The organism is Bacteroidales bacterium, from assembly GCA_035342335.1.
Taxonomy (GTDB): Bacteria; Bacteroidota; Bacteroidia; order Bacteroidales; family JAGONC01; genus JAGONC01.
In genome coordinates this window covers 37,968-56,624 of the sequence record DAOQWY010000018.1, presented here as the reverse complement: position 1 = coordinate 56,624, position 18,657 = coordinate 37,968, and the positions used below count along the sequence as shown (strand labels likewise).

Here is an 18,657-nt window from a genome sequence, read left to right as displayed (position 1 = left end):
AATTATCCTATTTAGAGAGCTGTGTATTTTTTGTCTAACCTAAACTATTAAAGGAGAACAACTTATGGGAATGATGAAAGAATTCAAGGAATTTGCCATGAAAGGAAACGTAATGGACATGGCAATCGGTATCATTATCGGCGCTGCATTTGGCAAGATCGTATCTTCTTTTGTAGGGGACATCCTCATGCCCCCCATCGGCCTGCTTTTTGGGAACATGGACTTCGCCGATATCGCCGTCACCTTAAAACAGGCTGTTGGCGATACTCCTGCCGTTACAATGAAGATAGGCCAATTTATTAACTATCTTATTGATTTTCTGATTGTCGCTCTTGCTATCTTCATGGTTGTGAAGGGTTTGAATTCAATGAAAAAGAAACAGGAAGCCGCACCGGCTCCACCACCAGAACCAACGAAAGAAGAAACGCTTTTGAAGGAGATCAGGGACCTTCTGAAAAAATAGGAATTTTACACCAAAACCAGGTTTATCAGGCCCTCTCCTGTACTGCACATAAACGCGGGGAGGGCCTGTATTTTTATGCATCTGAAGGCTGCCTTGCGAGTAAAATGGCTAAATTTGTCCTATGATGAACGATCAATACAGCCTTTTCCAGGACCGGCAAATTTATTCGCTGCATGAGGTGGCCGAACATATCAGGGAAGCCCTTGAAGCTGCTTTTCCTGACTTTTACTGGATCAGAGCTGAAATTGCCAAACTGAATTTCTATCCCAAAAGCGGCCATTGTTATGTTGATCTGGTCGAAAAACGGGATAAAGCGACCAGGGCTGAAATGCGGGCAACCATCTGGGCTTCAAATTACCAGATGATCACCACCAAGTTCAGGCAACAAACCCGTGAGAATCTAAGGGATGGCATGATGATCCTGTTTCTTGCCTCCGTCAGTTTTCATGAAGTTTACGGACTGTCATTGAATATCATTGATGTTGAACCTTCCTTTACCGTAGGAGAAATGGCCAGGGAAAAGCGGATGGCCATTGAGATACTGAAAAAGGAAGGAATTTTTGATCATAACCGTAAATTAACCCTGCCGCTCTTGCCGGGAAGAATTGCTCTGATCTCTGTGGAAACCAGCAAGGGCTATCATGATTTTGTCACTTCGATTGAAAATAATCCTTACGGTTATGGGTTCCATTATCAGCTTTTCCCTTCACTCTTGCAGGGTGAGAAAGCCATAGTGACGATGACCGAACAGTTGAAGAACATCTCCCGCCGCCTGGCAGATTTTGATGCTGTGGCCATTATTCGGGGCGGGGGAGGTGAGGTGGGATTGAGCGCCTACGACAATTACGAACTGGCCAGGCAGGTTGCCGCATTTCCCCTGCCGGTGATCACAGGCATAGGCCATTCCACCAATGAAACCGTCGTGGAAATGGTAGCGCACACCAATATGATCACACCGACGGCAGTTGCCGGTTTTTTTATACAGCAGTTCTTCGATTTTGAAGGCCGGTTGAATGCACTCGAATTTCGCCTGTCAACAGAGATAAAGAATGTGCTTGAGTCCTCGGCTTTGTACCTTGCGCAGTGCATCCAGCGTTTCCGGGCGTCCACCGGGCGGTTGCTTGAGCGTCACAGGAGCACGCTGGCCAGCAACAAGGAACGGATCAGGATTTTTTCGAGGCATTATCTTGCCGAACAAAACCACCTTATGGAGGTCTATGAACAAAAATTAGCACTGCTCGACCCCGGGAACATTTTAAAAAGAGGCTACAGCATCACGTATCTTGATGATGTGCCCATTAAGGATGCTTCGATGGTGACCAAAGGACAACGGATAAAAACGCAGCTCTATGAAGGCAGTATTGATAGTGTAGTAGATTGATCCTTAATTTGTTAAATTGAATTTAACCCGTAAGGAACTATGAAAAGCTATACGAATGCACTGAAGGAAATTGAAAAGATCGTGGATGAACTGGAAAGGGGCGATGTTCCCGTGGACGTGCTTGTGGCCAAAGTGAAAAGAGCTTCTGAATTGATCAGGATCTGCAAGGCCATGCTCAGAGACACCGGCAAAGATGTTGAGGGAGTCCTTGGTGAAATGAACGAAGAATCGCTGAAGGAATGAAATGAACATTTATCTGTAAACCTTTCTGCGGAAGATCTGGATCACTACAGAAATGGTGACGATCGCCAGGGCGGCCATGGCAGCAATCACCGTGATCCTGTCCTGCACGGATCCTCCCGGCGACCTTTTGATGATGATACCCGCCAGGGCCCAGACGATGGCAAGAGCGTAGAAAATGTCTTTTTTCAAGAAGACCACGATAAGCGCCAGTGCGGTTACAACAGCCAGCACAACGACCAGCCAGGCAACTTCGCTGACGCCCCATCGCCCCCAATTTACCGAAACAAGCAACGCAGCCGCGTTGGCTACGGTTGCAACACTGATCCATCCAAGATAAAGACTGAACGGAACGAAAACGAAGATTTTCTCGTTGAGTCCGGAGCAGCAACTACCGATATCCAGCCGCCGGTAAATGATGATCATCGTACCCAGCAACATCAGCATGATGAGCATGGAAAGCCAGATGACTTCATAATGCCATGCAAAGATCCATAGGACGTTGAGAAGACAGGAAATGACAAACCACCAGCCGATCTTTATGATGTAAAGCCCAGAGGCAACCTCATGCCGGAACAGGGTATACAATTGATAGAACATCAGAATGGCCAGTAACAGATAGATCAATCCCCAGATTGAAAATGTAATGCCTGCTGGCACAAATAAATTGGGGTATGCATCGGATAATTCACCTGTTGTTTTGCCGTTTATGGGCAGGAGGTTCGCCAATCCGTTAATGATCAGCATAACAAGGTATCCACCAATATTCGAAAAAACTAAAAGCTGCTTTTTAAAATAAGTGGACATGAGGAGGAGGTTTCGAAGGCTAAAATAAATATTATTTTTAATTAGAGGTAAATTTTTCTAAATGTATTTAAAATATGACAATGATCATCTGAACAAGCCAGGATCAATGCATGATCGAATCATCTGCGTTCCGACATTAAATTATTTCGCTGAACAGGCAACCTGAGATCAATTTGACCGTCTGCATTTTGAGTAACTTTGAACTTGTTAAATCTTAATTATAATGCGATCAATCATCTTTCTGCTGGCTTTTCTGGTTATCGGCCAGGGATGCGGGAAGGAACCAGAAGGTCCCAAAAATCCCAGACAGTTGCAACTGCCTTTAAAATCTTCCGAGGTCATTTACCGGAACAACCGCTTTGGCATTGATCTTTTCACTGTCACGGCTGAAACTGAAAATAAAAACCTGATGCTGTCGCCCCTGAGCGCCAGCACTGCGCTCTCGATGCTTCTGAATGGATGCAGCGACGATACGTATGACCAGATCCGTGACATGCTCGGCTACGAAGGGCTGACCCCCGGAGAGATCAACGCCACCTATAAAAGTCTTCTTGGCCAGCTTCTGGATCTGGACCCTGAAATTGATCTTGCACTGGCCAATGCAGTCTGGTACAGGAATACATTTGATGTTCATCAATCGTTCCTGGATACGATGAACAAGGCTTTTGATGCTCGCATCGAAGCCCTGGATTTTAACAGCCCTTCTGCCATCACCACGATCAACGGATGGGCAAGTGATAACACCAAGGGGAAGATTCAGAAGGTCATACAGGAAATCTCTGCTGAAACCGTGATGTTTTTAATGAATGCTCTCTATTTCAAGGGAACGTGGACGTACCAGTTCGACAAGCAGCTTACCGCACCTGCTTCCTTTTATCTTCCGGATGGTACGACAATTGAGGTGGAGACCATGAAAAGCGAAATTCCCCTTCGTCTTTGTTCCACTCCGGATTATACAGCTGCTGAACTTACTTATGGACAGCAGAATTTTTCAATGGTACTCATTGAACCTACCGAGACGCTTGATGAATTCCTGTCAGAGTTCGATCCAGAGGATTGGGAAGAGCTGACCTTAAAACTCGATGATATCGTTGAACCTTCGGATTGCGAATTATCGCTCCCCAAATTCAGGTTTGACTATGAAAGGATCCTGAACGACCAGCTTGCCAGTCTTGGGATGATCGATGCTTTTATGCCTTTTGTCGCTGATCTGAGTGGAATTTCAGATGAGAGCCTTTTCGTAAGTTTTGTCAAACAGAATACCTTTATCGATGTCAATGAAGAGGGGACCGAAGCTGCTGCCGTAACGACCATCGGTATTGATTACACCAGTGCAGGCCCCGATCCATTCATCGTCGACAAGCCTTTTGTTTTTGCTATCCGGGAGCGGACTACAGGAATCTTGCTTTTCATCGGCAAAGTCATCATGCCAGGGTACTGAGATCAATCCGGGGTAGTATCACTCTTTTTCCGGCAACCCGGCAGGGGCTTGATGCTGCAGTTTTCAGGAATGATCCGGCGGGCAGATTCAACAGCCTCAGACCGGTCTCAACGGTCGTTTCAGTGGACAGCATTGTGAGCTTTGTTTGATTTTTGCCGTAGTGCGATGATCTGTTCCCGGGATTTTCATACCTTCACAGGCCAAATAATCTCGATTGAAATGGCAGATTCCCCCCGCTCCCGGATTGTCTGGCTCATTACTGTCCTGGCAGGGTCCATCTTATTTTTTCCTTTTCTGGGTTCAGTGTCGCTTTTCGACTGGGATGAGATCAACTTTGCGGAAGTGGCCCGGGAAATGATCGTAACAGGGGATTACCTGAATGTACAGATCAATTTCCAGCCTTTCTGGGAAAAGCCTCCCCTGTTTTTCTGGCTTCAGGTGATCTCGATGAAGCTTTTCGGGATCAATGAATTCGCTGCCCGTTTTCCCAACGCACTCTGTGGCATTTGCACCCTGATCATCCTGTACCACATCGGAAAGAGAATGTATGATCACAGGATGGGGGTCATCTGGATGCTTGTTTATGCAGGTTCCATTCTGCCTTTTTTTTATTTTAAATCCGGTATCATCGATCCCTGGTTTAACCTGCTCATTACGCTGGGCATCTATTTCGGAGCCGGTTACCTGCTCCTGGATGCGAACCGGTCGTTGAATGCATTGCTTTCAGGCGCATTCATTGGACTGGCTGTGTTGACAAAAGGGCCTGTTGCTTTGCTTTTATTCGGGCTGACCGGGCTTGTCTACCTGATCATCACCAGGTTCAGAATGCGACTCCGGCTTCAGCACATCGCCCTTTTCTTTGCCGGGTTGATGATTACAGGCGGATGCTGGTTCATCATCCAGCTTTTAACCGGTCACGCAGACGTGGTCGGTGATTTCATCCGTTACCAGGTTCGGCTGTTCAATACCAGGGATGCAGGGCACGGAGGATTCCCGCTGTATCATGTGGTGGTTCTCTTCGCTGGCGTTTTTCCGGCCTCCGTTTTTGTTTTGAGCAGTATCAGGAAAATAAATCAGGGGTCTTCTTTCAGGAAGGCCTGGAGCCAGATCTGCCTGATCCTGCTGCTGGTCGTACTTGTTGTGTTTTCGATCGTCAGGACCAAGATCGTCCATTACTCATCGCTGGCCTATTTCCCGTTGACCTGGATGGCATCGGAGTATATTTATCACGTGGTCACTCAAAAGGCGGAAGTGAACCGCCTGACACGGATCTCCCTTGGGATCCTGGGATCCATCTGGATTGTCGTGCTTATTTTGCTTGTGATAGCACTGATGAATAAAGACAGTCTGTTATCCTCAGGAATGATCAGGGATGCATTTGCCGCTGCGAATCTGCAGGCGAATGTCACTTGGACCGGATGGGAGGCTTTGGTCGTTCTTCCGTTGATCCTATCCATGATCTTGTTCTACGTTCTGAAGGAAAATCGCACACGGGTAATTGTGATCTTTGCCGGGACCCTGTTGTTTTCTTTCATTTCAATGAGCGTGATCCTGCCGAAGGCTGAAGGATACACGCAACGGGCGGCCATCGAATTTTACAGGGAGAAGGGACCGGAAGACTGTTACATCCATACCCTTGGATTTAAAAGCTATGCGCATTTTTTCTATGGCCAAAAGAAACCACCGGAAAATCCATTATCCTATGATCAGGAATGGCTGTTGAAGGGCAGGATTGATAAACCAGTCTACTTTGTTTATAAAATCACACGCAAACAACGCTATCAGGATGAATACCCCCAGTTGAAGATCCTTTACGAGCGGAATGGTTTTGTCTTTGCCAGACGGGAAATGCCTGATCTTTCAAATCATTAAAAGCATAAATAAAATTCATGAAATCGTATCGCAAGGAATTGTGGTTTCATACAGCCACGCGGCGTCAATTGATCAACATCACCCCGCAGGTGGAGCAGTGCCTGCGCGAAAGCGGCATTCGGGAGGGTCTGTGCCTTGTCAATGCCATGCACATAACCTCCAGTGTCTTCATCAACGATGACGAAGGCGGCCTTCATAACGATTTTGAGTCCTGGCTGGAAAGACTGGCTCCGGAGAAACCCTATTCACAGTACCAGCACAACGGATATGAAGACAATGCGGATGCTCATCTGAAACGAACCATCATGGGGCGTGAAACCGTGGTGGCCATCACTGACGGGAGTCTTGACTTCGGCCCCTGGGAACAGATATTTTACGGAGAATTCGATGGCAAACGCAACAAGCGGGTACTGGTCAAGATCATCGGAGAATAGTGGCCATCAGCTACTTAATTGAATGCATTCTGATAAAAAGAACTGACCAGCCGGGGAATCCAGTATTTTGATTTTTTGCATCTCCGCTCATCTTACTAACAAATTGTTAATAACTTTTTCCTAATAGCAGGGTCACATTTTCGGTCTTACCGGATTAACCTGTATGAACGACAACTTTTCCGAAGCCAGAATTGTTGAAGGATTTCAGAGCTCCGAAAACGACGTGCTGGAGTATATTTACCGTGAGTATTTGCCCTCGGTCTTGCACATGGTCAAAGCCAACAACGGGGCAGTCATTGATGCGGAAGATCTTTTCCAGGATGCACTGGTCGTTGCATTTGAAAAGATACAATCACCTGACTTCGCATTATCGTGCACTTTTAAAACCTATCTCTATTCCATTTGCCGGAATTTATGGATGCACCGGCTGGAAAAAATGAACAAGGAATTCATTCCTTACGAAATGATGGAAAATACCCTGACAGGGTACAATGATCAGGATAAATCCTTCCTTGAAGCGGAAAAGGAAAAGCTGTTCCACGATCATTTTTTACGCCTCGGTGAAAATTGCCAGAAAATCCTTTTTCTGGTATTTCAACGGTTCTCTTCCCGGGAAATAGCCAAAAAACTTGGTTTGAAGAGCGAGCTCTATGTACGAAAACGTAAGTCACAATGCAGGAAAATATTGTCCAGGAATATTAAACGAGATCCAATGTATAGTAAAATTAAGAACATACGGTATGAAGAGCGACCTTGACCTGATTTGGGGTTACTTTGACGGGGAGTTGGAGGAGCAAGAGATGAAGGTGATGGAGCAGCGTTTGGACAGTGATCCTGAATTTCAAGATTTATTTAATGAACAAAAGGAGATTCATCAATCCTTACTTAAAACCGATATTATTGCTTTTAGGAAGAAAGTCAGGAAGATAGGCGATAAATTAAGGAAAAGTAAACCTACCGGGGGCATGATCATCCTGAGTTATCCCTGGCTCATTGCAGCAGCCACTGGCCTTCTGTGTCTGACAACCGGCTATTTCCTGCTTCGCTTAACAGCAGGAGAAACGGTTTCCCCTCCGGTCATCAGCTCGTCTCAACCATTCAGGGACAGTGCAAATACCCTTATGGAGGATACGCTGTATTCCAACCAGGATGCCATGACCGAAGGTGGATTGCAGGAAACGATCACTGACACAGAGCCTGATCGTGAATCGTCCAATAATCTGTTGGCGGAATCTTTTCGAATACATTCCACTCTGGAGAAATTGACCGGCATTCATTACCGAAACGGAATTTTGAAAAGTGCCTGGCCTGAGAATGGGCAAACCTTCACTTCCGGTTCAGTGATCGTATTCACCTGCCTGACAGAACCATCCGACAGTGTTTTCCTTACGATCCTGAACAACAAAGCTCAGGTCATTCTCGGGAAGCCTATGCCCTCCGGTACCTTTGTCTGGGAACCTGACCGTCCGGTTGGATTGTACTATTTTCAAATGAGCAGCGGGAAGGAACTGTTATGCACCAGAAAGATCTATGTCAGGTAGTACAGGGATGACAGGCACGGTGGTTTACGCTTAAATCTTTATTTCTCCTTCGAGGAAAGTGACCGACCTGCCCGAGATCAGCACCCTGTCTCCGTTCAATTCACAGAATAACTCACCACCGCGTTTGGACAGCTGAAGTGCGTGCATGGTGTTCTTGCCCAAACGGTTTGCCCAGTAGGGGATAAGGTCGGTGTGGACCGAGCCGGTAACGGGATCTTCGTTAACTCCTACCGCCGGGGCAAAGAACCTTGATACGAAATCCGATTTACGGCCGGGAGCCGTGACGCACACGCCCATTTTGTCGAGTTTGCTGAAAAGATTGAAATTGGGTTTAATGGCAAGGATCTCTTCCTGTGTTTCAAAAACAGCCAGATAATCCCTGGTGGCATAGAGCTCCGATGGTAACCGCCCCAGTGCCAGGATCAGCTGATCAGGGACAGGGACCTTTTGAGGTTTACCCGCCGGAAAATCAAGTGAAATAAGATCGTTGGCCTTGCGCGCGTAAAGCGGGCCATGGCTTTTGGTGTCGAACATGATCACATCATACGGATAATCAAGGTGGTTGAAGATGACATGTGCTGAAGCCAGTGTGGCGTGACCGCACAGATCGACCTCTGCCGCAGGAGTGAACCAGGTGATCTCAAACCACTCACCCCTGTCGACGAAGAACGCAGTTTCAGAAAGGTTGTTCTCGGTGGCTATGCGTTGCATCAGGGCATCATCTATCCACTCCACCAGCGGACAAACACCTGCGGGATTGCCGCCAAATAATTTTCTGGTAAAGGCATCCACCTGATAAAAAGGGATCATACGTTCGATATTTAAATGCTTGATTGATAAATTGTCAACTGTCAACTGTCTTCCTGCCCGCCAGCTGTATCGTCCGGTTTGAAACAGCTATCCGCTCAATATCCCCAAATCCAGCTTCCTCAAGCCAACCGGTCACTTCTGACCCGGTATAGGTGGAGCCGGAAACGGTATTGACCAGCATGTTGATGGCAAACAGAGCCCCCTCCACGGGATGAATCCTGTCCTCATCCATAATAAAGTCCTGTATGACGATCATGCCGTTCCTGTTCAATGCATCCGCGCACTTTTTGAGGAGGAACCTGTTCTCGTCGGGCGAGTAGGAATGGATGATCGCCGACAGGAAGATCAAGTCATAATCCTTACCGATGTCATCCTGCATGAAATCTCCCGCAATGGTACGGACACTTCCCGTGAGCCCGGCATTCGCTATGTAATTTTCCGTAAGTGCAACGACTTCAGGGAGATCACAGACAAAGGCATTGATCTCCGGATTTTGCCTGACCATCTCCATGGCATAGGTGCCGGGCCCTCCTCCCAGATCAAGTACCTTATGCATTCCTTCCAGCCGGAGATGGGCAACAACTGAGGGGGCATTCATACGGGCCCTGTCGTGCATGGCCGCGATGAATGGCCCCAGCCATTTCTGGTTGTCTTTTTCCCCATCCTTCCAAACCACCGTCTTGCCTTCCTTCACTGATTCAGTGAGAGATGTCCAAGAATGCCAAAGTGATGTGTTGTGATGCAGTCCTGATAAATAATCCGGTGAATTCCTGTCAAGCCACTGATGAGAAGCGGCTGTGTTATGGAACACGTTTTCTTTTTTTTCGAGAAACGTCAGTGCACACAAGGCATGCAGCAACATTTCCGTTGACCGCAGCGCCGTCCCGCAAGAGTTGGCAACCTGCACGCTGGTCTTTCCATTTGATCCAATGGCCGTGAAGATGTCAAGCTCCAGGGCGGACAAAAGGATGCGGCTGGTCCGGTAACCGCTGATCATTTCACGGATGGTCTCAGGGGTCAGCATTCCGGCAGTGTTATTTAAATCATTATGGATAATGATTGGCTTTTTGACCGATGCAATTCCATTGAAATAATTAAGTCCCGAAAATTATAAAAAAGTATGGTGGAAATAAATTTTGAATCATTATTTTTGATAATTATTTACCGAATCATACAACTTTAAGCATTTCACATTGTATTTATGGTTGAAACTGACGATCATTCAATCATAAGAAAGATCCGCCAGGGAGATGTTGAATCATTTTCTGTGTTGGTCGACAGATACCAGGAAGCCATTTACCGGTTGTGCTACTATATGACTGGAAACAAGAACGACGCCAGGGATCTAACGCAGGAAGTCTTTCTCAAAGCCTACACGAATCTGGATAAGGTTGATTTTCAGTATAAGTTCTTTAGCTGGTTGTATCGAATTGCTTTCAACGAGTCGGTAACCTTCGCAAGACGCAAAAGATATTTTTCTTCCGTGGAAGAGTTGAGCGTGAATGATCTTGAAAGTATTGACGAAGAAACCCTACAGACGGCAGTCAGGCGAAATGTCAGAAGTGCGGTCCTGCAGCTGCAACCCAAGCATCGTATTCTGGTCGTTTTAAAATATTACAACGAATTGTCCTATCAGCAGATGAGCATAATTACAGGGATTACGGAGAAAAAGGTCAAGTCAAGATTATTCGAGGCACGTCAGGTTTTGCGGAATATTCTGACAGAACAAATTGGTTGAAAGTTATGATCAGCCGTCAATATAAACGTTTAATCCGAAAGCAATTCAAGGGAGATCTCTCGAAGAAGGAGCTGGAAGCTTTGGAAAAAGGAAGGGAAGAAATTGCTGAAGTGAAAGCATACATAGGATCACTGTCACGCGTGGATGAACTTCTGACCGACACTGCCAGGGAAAATCACGCAATCGACGTAAAAGATGCCGTTATGCAATCCATCAGGCAACTCGATAAAGAGATTCAGGCAGACCACTACCTTAAGAAATCATCGCAAGAAATGAATCCCTGGACAAAAACCATACGGCAGTTCTTCCCAAATCCCCAATGGAATCTTGCATTTTCTTTTATTGCAGGCATCCTCATCACCTCACTCCTTTTCGGCTTGTTCTACGACAGGGAATCTTCCGGCTCGATTTCAGAGCAGGACATTACAGGGACAATGGGCAACAAACTCTCAGCTGCTTCGCTTACGCTTCCGGTTGAATTGCCGGATGTTAAATTGAACCTGCAGGCATATGCAATGCCACAGGATTTCACTCAGATGACCATTGAGGTTGAGTCGGAAAATCCGTGCATGATCAATATTTCCTACAACAACACAGCTTTTCAGGTATGGAGCCTTCGTGCCATGCAGGATAAGCCCGGCTGCGAGATCATGGCAGCATACAAAGCCATCAGGATAGGAAATTCAGGCAAAAATACCTACTCCCTGCTTCTGAAAAAACTGACCTATGTCAGCGAAGAACTGATCCTGGACCTGTATGTCGCTGGAAACCTGGAGTACAGTACTCATTTTGAGCTATGAAAAAGAAATAGAATAATCTTAAAAAACTAAAAAGATGAAAAAAAATATTTTGATTTTGTCTGGATTTTTTGTCACAGTCATAAGCATAGTATTCTTTTCCTGCCAGGGAAAGGTCGGAAAAGAAGAAGCTGCCGGCACCATCGGGAAAGTCGAAAAATACAGAAAAGAACAGATGACGGAGAAAGACATTCTTCTCCGGAGCGATATCGTGAAGGACACGGCAAAATTGTCGGAGATCATCCAGGGGCTGGTCGTATTCAATGCCTATGCCAATACGCTGGCCACCAGCATTGAAAACCGGTTGCTGGATATGGAATCCATCAAGGCCTTTGATGATGAATATGATCAATACATTGCGCAAATGAAGGATTTCAGGGATTTTCTTAAGAACAACAACGAGGTACTGACCACAACAGTCTATATGCTGGGGGACTTTTACAAGGATACCATCAGCGAGAGTTCGGCCGATGTGGAAAACAACCTCCGGCTCTTTGCCAACTATGTCCAGAAGATGGAGGAAAAGGATTCCATATTGACCGTTATGGTCAACAACCTGGAACGTTCTGTGGAAAAGGGCAGCGGAGGTGGACTGGTGAATGAGCAGGAGATCGAAAAATTGAAGAGCATACGGGATGAACTGTTGATCCGCGTGGTACAGCAGGCTTATGTGTTCAATGATCCCATTGCGCTTAAAGCGATTGGTGACAAACCGTTTTACAGTGCCGAAAACCTGCAGTCGGTTATTAACAGCAACAGCCTCAACATTTATTGTGGTTCTGACATCATTGGAGCCGTTGTCCTCAATACCCCGATCAACGGACTTTTTGTCGGTTCGGAGGGTAATCTTCAGGGAACCCTTTCATCTGAATCAGCGCTTGGTACTGAAGGCAGCCTTGGATTGGTGGTGGGATTTCTGCTATCGGACCAGGGATTCATCGGAAACATTGAATCATTGAGCAGCAACGCTGCCATAGGCAATTATGTGCAGAATGTCCTGAGTTCAGGACAGGTTGCTGCCGGCAATGTTGCCGCTCAAAGCCAGCTTTCGGGCGCATTTATAAATGTGGCAAGCATTGGTAGTGCCCTGTCCGCCGCCCAGGGTTTTGTAAACAGCAATGCCAGCCTGGGAGTAGTGGTGGATTGATCGTTTAAACGTAATCTAAACCTGTCAGCTAAAGTTGATATTTCCCTATGGAGCCTGGTACAAGTGAATGTGAGCAACCAGGAGTGAGACGTCTATTCCTGGTTTTGATTTTTTTCTTTTCCTATACATTTTTGTCTTCGGGACAGGTTCAACTATACCAGTATAACACTGCGGACCTCCGTACGATTTACATTTCAAAGGGATATTCGTACATGGTGCCGCATATGGCCAGGTGTTACGAGAACGCCATGGGCTTTCACCGTGATTTCTGGAATTATAAACCTTCTGAGGAGGTTTCTGTGTTATTGAATGACTTTACAGATGTGGGCAACGGAGGTACACTGGTGATCCCGTGGAATATGCTTTCCGTCGGGGTCGCTCCTTTCAATTACACCTATAACATCATTCCATCCAATGAGCGCTTCCAGTGGCTGATGAACCACGAGCTGGCCCACGTGGTCATGTGCGACCAGGCCGCACGGAATGATGTTTTATACAGGAAAATTTTCGGCGGAAAAGTTTCGCTCGACAATACCAATCCATTGACCATGGCTTACAGCTACATGACCACGCCCCGATGGTATTCGCCCCGCTGGTACCACGAAGGGATCGCTGTTTTTATGGAAACGTGGATGTCGGGCGGACTGGGTAGGGTTCTCGGGGGATATGACGAGATGGTCTTCAGGACCATGGTGCACGATTCCAGCTATTTCTACGGCGTGGTCGGGCTTGAAACCGAAGGAACTGCCATCGATTTCCAGGTGGGGGTCAATTCGTACCTCTATGGGACCCGGTTTGTCAGTTACCTTGCCAGCCAGTATGGTGTTGAAAAATTGCGCGCCTTCTTTTGCAGGAGTGATTCCAGCAAACGGTTCTATGCCAGCCAGTTCAGAAATGTGTACGGGGTTGATGTAAAAACCGAATGGGACCGGTGGATCCGTTGGGAGCAACAGTTTCAGACAGAGAACCTGCAGCGGATAAGGGAATACCCTGTTACACCCCGAAGGTACATTACGGAGGAGCCTTTGGGAAACGTCTCCAATTCATTCATCAACATTCAGGACCAGAAGATCTATGCCGCGGTGAATTATCCGGGAAAACTGGCACATATCGCTTCTGTAGATCTGAAGGACGGGTCAATGAAGAAAATTGCGGGTATCCACAGCCCGGTCCTGTATTATGTAACCTCCCTGGCATACGATGATTCCCTGCAGACCCTGTTTGCGGTCACGCACACGTCAGACTGGAGAGGCCTCGAATCGGTCAATGTTGAAACCGGTGAAAGAAAGCGGTTGATGAAAGTGACCCGCGCAGGTGATCTGGTCGTCCATCCGACCGACAAGTCCCTCTGGGCATTGCAGCATATGAACGGCCGGGTGACCATCATCCGCATACCACCTCCGTATCAAAATTGGGAAGAGGTATCTGCCATTGCTTTTGGCAGGAGCCTTTTCGACCTGGACATTTCCCACGATGGACAATTCCTTTCGGGAATCCTTTCCGATGTATCAGGACACCAGAAACTGGTCATTTACCGGATCCGGGACCTTCTGCTGGGCAGTGAGGATTATGAAGTGATCTATGAGTTTGAGGAGAATGCCCTGTCCAATTTTGTTTTCTCATCGGACGACCGTTATTTATATGGAACATCCTGGTATACAGGTGTTTCCAATGTCTTCCGGATCAACATCGAATCCCGGCAGGCTGAATTGATGACCAATGCGGAAACGGGGTTTTTCCGTCCGAAACAGGTCAGCGAAGATTCGCTGCTGGTCTATGAATATCATCAGAATGGACTTCAGCCCTGTATCATCCCCATCCGTCCCATCGAAGACGCCAATGCCGTTGAACTGCTGGGCCAGCTTGTTTATGAAACAAATCCTGTTGTAGAGGACTGGATGTTGCCTCCGCCTTCAAAGATCAATATTGATTCGCTGAAAACGTTTGAAGGACGTTACAGGCCGTTCAGCGAGATGCGTTTCGCGTCGGCATATCCGATCATTGAGGGATATAAGGATTTTGCTGCGTTCGGCTACCGGTTCAATTTTCAGGACCCGTCAGCCTTGCATTCGCTGAAATTAACCGTCTCCTATTCACCGGAGCTGACCTTCGCCGATTTGAACCCTGAAGAGATCGATTCCGTGCTTCCATCTAAGCAACGAATCCATGCGAACCTGGAATATCGCCTCTGGGGCTGGAGATTCAATGCCAGTTACAATAAATCGGATTTTTATGACCTGTTTGGCCCCACAAAGGTCAGCAGGGCAGGGTATGCTTTCACCTTACGATATCAGAAGGTGTTGCGCCATTTTCGTCCGACCACCATGGACTTTTTCATCCAGGCGGGTGCCTACGGAGATCTGGAGAAATTACCGTCCTATCAGAATGTGGAGGCGCCTTACAAGAACATGTACACGGCAACAGCCAGCTTTCATTATAGCCACCTCAGAAAATCCATCGGAGCCATCGAACCGGAACAGGGATTCGAATGGACCATTTACACCTATAATTACCTTGCGAATCAGACAGTTTATCCCCATATCGTTTCCAACCAGGATGTGGGGTGCCTGCTGCCACACCGAAACACGACGTTCTGGCTGCGCACCTCGCTGGGACAGTCCTTCGGGAAACGTAAGGATGCCCTGTCCAACTTCTATTTCGGCGGATTCAGGAATAACTGGGTTGACTACCAACCAATGTCCAGATACCGTGAAGACCTCAGCTTTCCAGGTATGGAAATCGACGCGGTCTCTGCCATGAACTACGGCAAGGTACTGACCGAAATAAATTTTAAACCATTGCGGTTCAAAAGGTTAGGATTTCTGGGCTTCTATGCGACCTATGCCCGGTTATCGCTGTTCGCTATGGGACTGTTTGCAGATCCCTCAGAAGCGGAGTACAGGCAATACTACTACAATACAGGAGCCCAGGTGGATGTTGAAATTGCATTGTTTACGCTGCTGAAATCCTATCTCTCGTTTGGTTACGCCAGAGGTTACAGTCCGTCGATGTTTCCAACGGATCAATGGATGTTATCGCTGAAGCTGATGTAAACAGTACAGGGAGTCATAAACCAGGCAGGAAGTTGAAAATTGAAAAGAAACTAAGCCTCCTCCATGAAAATAGCGATCGCACTCTTGCCTGTTCTGGTCTTTCTCCTGTTGTTGATCTTAATGGATTGTTTCAAACTGGTTAAAATTCCACACCTGGTTCTTTGCCTGGTCTGGGGCATGCTTTGTGCCATCGGGGCCTATTTCATCAATACGTTCATCCTGAATGAGCTGAATCTTGAAAGACAGGAAATGACCCGGTATGTCGGGCCATTGGTGGAGGAAACGCTCAAGATGATCATGGTCATACTGTTGATCTGGAAAAACCGGATTGGTTTTATGATTGACGGAGCTATTTATGGTTTTGGTGTCGGAGCCGGTTTTGCCCTTGTTGAAAACATCTGGTACCTTCTGGAGCTGAACTCACAGAATCTGTTGCTCTGGATGGTCCGTGGTTTAGGCACTGCAATCATGCACGGGGGGACCACCTCAGTCTTTGCCATCCTTGTGATGCAGTCTTTCGGAAGGAAACAACGGTCCATTTTTCCTTACCTGTACAGCTGGCTGATCGCCATTTTAATGCATTCGTTTTTTAACCATTTTGTCATGCCTCCCGCTGCCATGATGGTTTTTACACTGGTTATCATCGCTTTGACGGAATACTTCATTTTCAGATCCGGTGAACGAAACCTGAGAAGGTGGCTGGAGCTGGAGTTCGACAGTGAGGTAAAGCTTATGCTGATGATTCGAAAGGGTCAGTTTGCCAGGACGCATGCCGGAGAATACATGATGTTCATCAAGGATCGCTTTGCCCCGATGGCTGTTGTGGATATGCTTGCCTATATTTCGCTTTACCTCGAACTGTCGATCAAGGCCAAAAGCAAGCTGATGCTGCAGGAAGCAGGCATACACGTTCGAAAGGAGGAATCCATTGATGAAAAACTGACTGAGTTGAAAGCCCTGGAAAAGAATATCGGGGTGACAGGCCTGCTGGCCATTGCTCCTGTTTTACGTGTGTCGCGCCGCGACCTGTGGAAATGGTCCTCCCTGAAATAATGGAATCTGAGTTCGGGTTATTTCTTCATCGTTGCTGCATAGGAGAGGGCTGCCCCAAGAAGTGCAGCGTCCTTCAGGAGACTTGACAGGGCCATTTGGTTACCGGCCTGAACCCCAGGCAGATGAATGGCCAGGATGAAGATCAGCAACAAAACGGCCAGCAGGATTCCTGCAAGGCGACCGAAGAATTTAAACAGGATGGCAATACCTCCCAGGATCAGTGCCGCTCCCGAAATGTATAAAAGTACCTCCGCATAAGGCCATCCGCTGAGCATTGTCGATGCCATCGAGGAGGCATTCATGAAATGAAACACACCAAAAAGGATGATAATAACTGAGTAGATGATTCTCCCGATGGTAGACAATATTTTCATGACTCAAAGGATTTGTTTGTGAAAGAGGCGAATATGGTTTTTTGAAACTGGCTATTTCTTCTCGTGTAATTTTTTAATCGTCATGAGCGACTCGTATGGACCCTCGGAAAGAAACATATTGATCACCCACGCCGGCAAGGTGCCTCCCGGTTCAAAGTATCCTTCCATGATCATTTTGATCTGCCGGTCATTGATCTTGACCAGCGTAGTGACCTCCTCATAGGCCGCAATCGGGACGAGTCCCTTTTGCAGGGCCTGTTTTCCCTGTACCAGGCTGGTGCTAAAACGAATGGTGTCATTTCCCCGGATGACCTTCATCCTGGTTGTCATGTCCCGGTTATCGAAGGGCCAGGGCAAACTCATGATGGAATAGTACGTGTACTCATTGGCATCCATTTTTGATAGGAGCCGGCTTTCGGAGCAGGAATAGACCCATTGGTCATAATTGTCCAGATCGGTCAAAACACGGTACATCGCTTCCATCCCGATAGTTAAAATGGCCTCTCCCTTATAGGTTCTGAATTTGGAACCCTCGGTTGTCCTGGTGTAGATCTTTATACCGTCTTTGTCTTTGACAAGCTCCCATCCGTCTGCCAATGCTTCAAATCCCGTTAAGAACAGGGTTAAAAGCAGAATGGAGTATGTTTTCATGTCAGATGGTCTGATAAGTGTTCCCGAAAATACAGCAAGATTAAGGCAAATATAATAATAATATTCAGATTCGCAATTTTAAGGGTGATTGTTTTTTTACTTATACGCTATGGTCAGGGCAGCAGCTCCCAAAAATAATGGATTGTAAATGATTATCTTAAATCCCGTATCTTTAAGCAATACTTTAATCTCCTCCGGTGAATAAAAATGAATGGCCGAAGTTGCCAGATACTGATAGGCCTTTTTATTTCCGCTCAGCCGAGCACCGATGAAATTGACAAAGAGATATAAATAAAGGTGATAAAATTTCCTTATGATCCAATTTTCAGGCTGACCAGTTTCAACGATCACAAACTTTCCTCCCTGCTTCAGTACCCTGTGAATTTCGGATAAGTAACGTTCCCGTTTATGATTCTTCCAGGTCAGGTTCCTGAATCCGAATCCGATGCAAATCGCATCGATCGATTGATCCTGAAAGGGAAGTTCGCTGACATCGCCCGATACAACCTCGACACCTGAGAGTTTTTTCCTGGCGATCTTTCTGCGTGCTTCTTCGAGCATGGGTTCACTGAAGTCCAGGGCAGTGACTTTGGTTGCTGCTTCTTTGTTCCTGGCAAGGTGGCAGGCCAGATCGCCAGTACCGGTACATAGATCGACTACATGGGCGGGGTGGTCCCGGAGGCAGATGCGGGCGGCTTTTTTTCTCCAGTGCTCGTCGAGCCGGAACGTGAGAAGACGGTTCATAAGGTCGTAGCGCCGGGGAACCTCGTTGAACATCTTCTGAAGCGGACGGCTCGCGGGTTCTTGTTGGTTCATAAAGTCTGTAGTTTTTATACTTTTGCTGAAAGTCTTTGC

The 18,657-nt window shown here is 46.9% G+C and carries 19 protein-coding genes; 13 read left to right on the top strand and 6 right to left on the bottom strand.

What is annotated here, in order from left to right; translation table 11 throughout:
- Positions 1 to 64 precede the first annotated feature (64 nt).
- The 3 genes from mscL (at position 65) to xseB (ending at position 2,087) form a co-directional block, all read left to right on the top strand.
- A complete protein-coding gene (gene mscL / locus PKI34_09790; GenBank protein HNS18098.1) occupies positions 65 to 463 on the top strand; it encodes a large-conductance mechanosensitive channel protein MscL in 399 nt (132 codons plus the stop codon).
- A 121-nt stretch (positions 464 to 584) separates the two neighbouring features.
- Complete coding sequence (xseA, locus tag PKI34_09785; GenBank protein ID HNS18097.1) at positions 585 to 1,844, top strand: exodeoxyribonuclease VII large subunit; 1,260 nt, start codon at positions 585 to 587, stop codon at positions 1,842 to 1,844.
- A 39-nt stretch (positions 1,845 to 1,883) separates the two neighbouring features.
- A complete protein-coding gene (gene xseB, locus PKI34_09780; GenBank protein ID HNS18096.1) occupies positions 1,884 to 2,087 on the top strand; it encodes an exodeoxyribonuclease VII small subunit in 204 nt (67 codons plus the stop codon).
- A 9-nt stretch (positions 2,088 to 2,096) separates the two neighbouring features.
- On the opposite strand, the gene PKI34_09775 is transcribed toward xseB, so the two are convergent.
- On the bottom strand, positions 2,097 to 2,891 hold the full coding sequence (locus PKI34_09775) for a hypothetical protein (protein HNS18095.1): 795 nt from the start codon (positions 2,889 to 2,891) through the stop codon (positions 2,097 to 2,099).
- 223 nt (positions 2,892 to 3,114) lie between these two features.
- Here PKI34_09775 and PKI34_09770 point away from each other — a divergent pair, with 223 nt between their 5' ends.
- The 5 genes from PKI34_09770 to PKI34_09750 all read left to right on the top strand — a co-directional run bounded on the left by PKI34_09770 (position 3,115) and on the right by PKI34_09750 (position 8,179).
- Positions 3,115 to 4,332, top strand: coding sequence for a serpin family protein (locus tag PKI34_09770; GenBank protein HNS18094.1), 1,218 nt, complete (start codon positions 3,115 to 3,117; stop codon positions 4,330 to 4,332).
- A 219-nt stretch (positions 4,333 to 4,551) separates the two neighbouring features.
- Entirely contained in the window at positions 4,552 to 6,204 is a 1,653-nt protein-coding gene (locus PKI34_09765) for a glycosyltransferase family 39 protein (GenBank protein ID HNS18093.1), read from the top strand.
- Between the two features lie 17 nt (positions 6,205 to 6,221).
- The gene (locus PKI34_09760; protein ID HNS18092.1) at positions 6,222 to 6,638 is read left to right on the top strand and encodes a secondary thiamine-phosphate synthase enzyme YjbQ; all 417 of its coding nucleotides are present in this window, start codon (positions 6,222 to 6,224) and stop codon (positions 6,636 to 6,638) included.
- 163 nt (positions 6,639 to 6,801) lie between these two features.
- Positions 6,802 to 7,395, top strand: a complete 594-nt coding sequence (locus tag PKI34_09755) for a sigma-70 family RNA polymerase sigma factor (protein HNS18091.1) — start codon at positions 6,802 to 6,804, stop codon at positions 7,393 to 7,395.
- Positions 7,379 to 8,179, top strand: coding sequence for a hypothetical protein (locus PKI34_09750; protein ID HNS18090.1), 801 nt, complete (start codon positions 7,379 to 7,381; stop codon positions 8,177 to 8,179). The genes PKI34_09755 and PKI34_09750 overlap by 17 nt, the downstream gene beginning before the upstream one ends.
- Before the next feature lie 30 nt (positions 8,180 to 8,209).
- Here PKI34_09750 and PKI34_09745 read toward each other — a convergent pair whose 3' ends face one another.
- Entirely contained in the window at positions 8,210 to 8,989 is a 780-nt protein-coding gene (locus PKI34_09745; GenBank protein ID HNS18089.1) for a PhzF family phenazine biosynthesis protein, read from the bottom strand.
- 34 nt (positions 8,990 to 9,023) lie between these two features.
- Positions 9,024 to 10,013: a methyltransferase gene (locus PKI34_09740; protein HNS18088.1), complete on the bottom strand. Its 990-nt coding sequence runs from the start codon at positions 10,011 to 10,013 to the stop codon at positions 9,024 to 9,026.
- 177 nt (positions 10,014 to 10,190) lie between these two features.
- On the opposite strand from PKI34_09740, the gene PKI34_09735 reads away from it, so the two are divergent.
- The 5 genes from PKI34_09735 (at position 10,191) to PKI34_09715 (ending at position 16,777) form a co-directional block, all read left to right on the top strand.
- Positions 10,191 to 10,727 carry a sigma-70 family RNA polymerase sigma factor gene (locus PKI34_09735; GenBank protein ID HNS18087.1) on the top strand — a complete coding sequence of 179 codons (537 nt, stop codon included), beginning with the start codon at positions 10,191 to 10,193 and terminating at the stop codon, positions 10,725 to 10,727.
- Between the two features lie 5 nt (positions 10,728 to 10,732).
- A complete protein-coding gene (locus tag PKI34_09730) occupies positions 10,733 to 11,527 on the top strand; it encodes a hypothetical protein (GenBank protein ID HNS18086.1) in 795 nt (264 codons plus the stop codon).
- 34 nt (positions 11,528 to 11,561) lie between these two features.
- The gene (locus PKI34_09725) at positions 11,562 to 12,671 is read left to right on the top strand and encodes a hypothetical protein (GenBank protein HNS18085.1); all 1,110 of its coding nucleotides are present in this window, start codon (positions 11,562 to 11,564) and stop codon (positions 12,669 to 12,671) included.
- A 224-nt stretch (positions 12,672 to 12,895) separates the two neighbouring features.
- Positions 12,896 to 15,724, top strand: a complete 2,829-nt coding sequence (locus PKI34_09720; protein ID HNS18084.1) for a hypothetical protein — start codon at positions 12,896 to 12,898, stop codon at positions 15,722 to 15,724.
- Positions 15,725 to 15,787: 63 nt separating this feature from the next.
- On the top strand, positions 15,788 to 16,777 hold the full coding sequence (locus PKI34_09715) for a PrsW family glutamic-type intramembrane protease (protein HNS18083.1): 990 nt from the start codon (positions 15,788 to 15,790) through the stop codon (positions 16,775 to 16,777).
- 17 nt (positions 16,778 to 16,794) lie between these two features.
- On the opposite strand, the gene PKI34_09710 is transcribed toward PKI34_09715, so the two are convergent.
- The 3 genes from PKI34_09710 to PKI34_09700 all read right to left on the bottom strand — a co-directional run bounded on the left by PKI34_09710 (position 16,795) and on the right by PKI34_09700 (position 18,618).
- Positions 16,795 to 17,151 (bottom strand): DoxX family membrane protein, encoded by a 357-nt coding sequence (locus tag PKI34_09710; protein HNS18082.1) that lies wholly within the window; start codon positions 17,149 to 17,151, stop codon positions 16,795 to 16,797.
- Positions 17,152 to 17,202: 51 nt separating this feature from the next.
- Positions 17,203 to 17,802, bottom strand: a complete 600-nt coding sequence (locus PKI34_09705; GenBank protein HNS18081.1) for a hypothetical protein — start codon at positions 17,800 to 17,802, stop codon at positions 17,203 to 17,205.
- Positions 17,803 to 17,898: 96 nt separating this feature from the next.
- Positions 17,899 to 18,618, bottom strand: a complete 720-nt coding sequence (locus tag PKI34_09700; protein HNS18080.1) for a ubiquinone/menaquinone biosynthesis methyltransferase — start codon at positions 18,616 to 18,618, stop codon at positions 17,899 to 17,901.
- Positions 18,619 to 18,657: the final 39 nt, after the last annotated feature.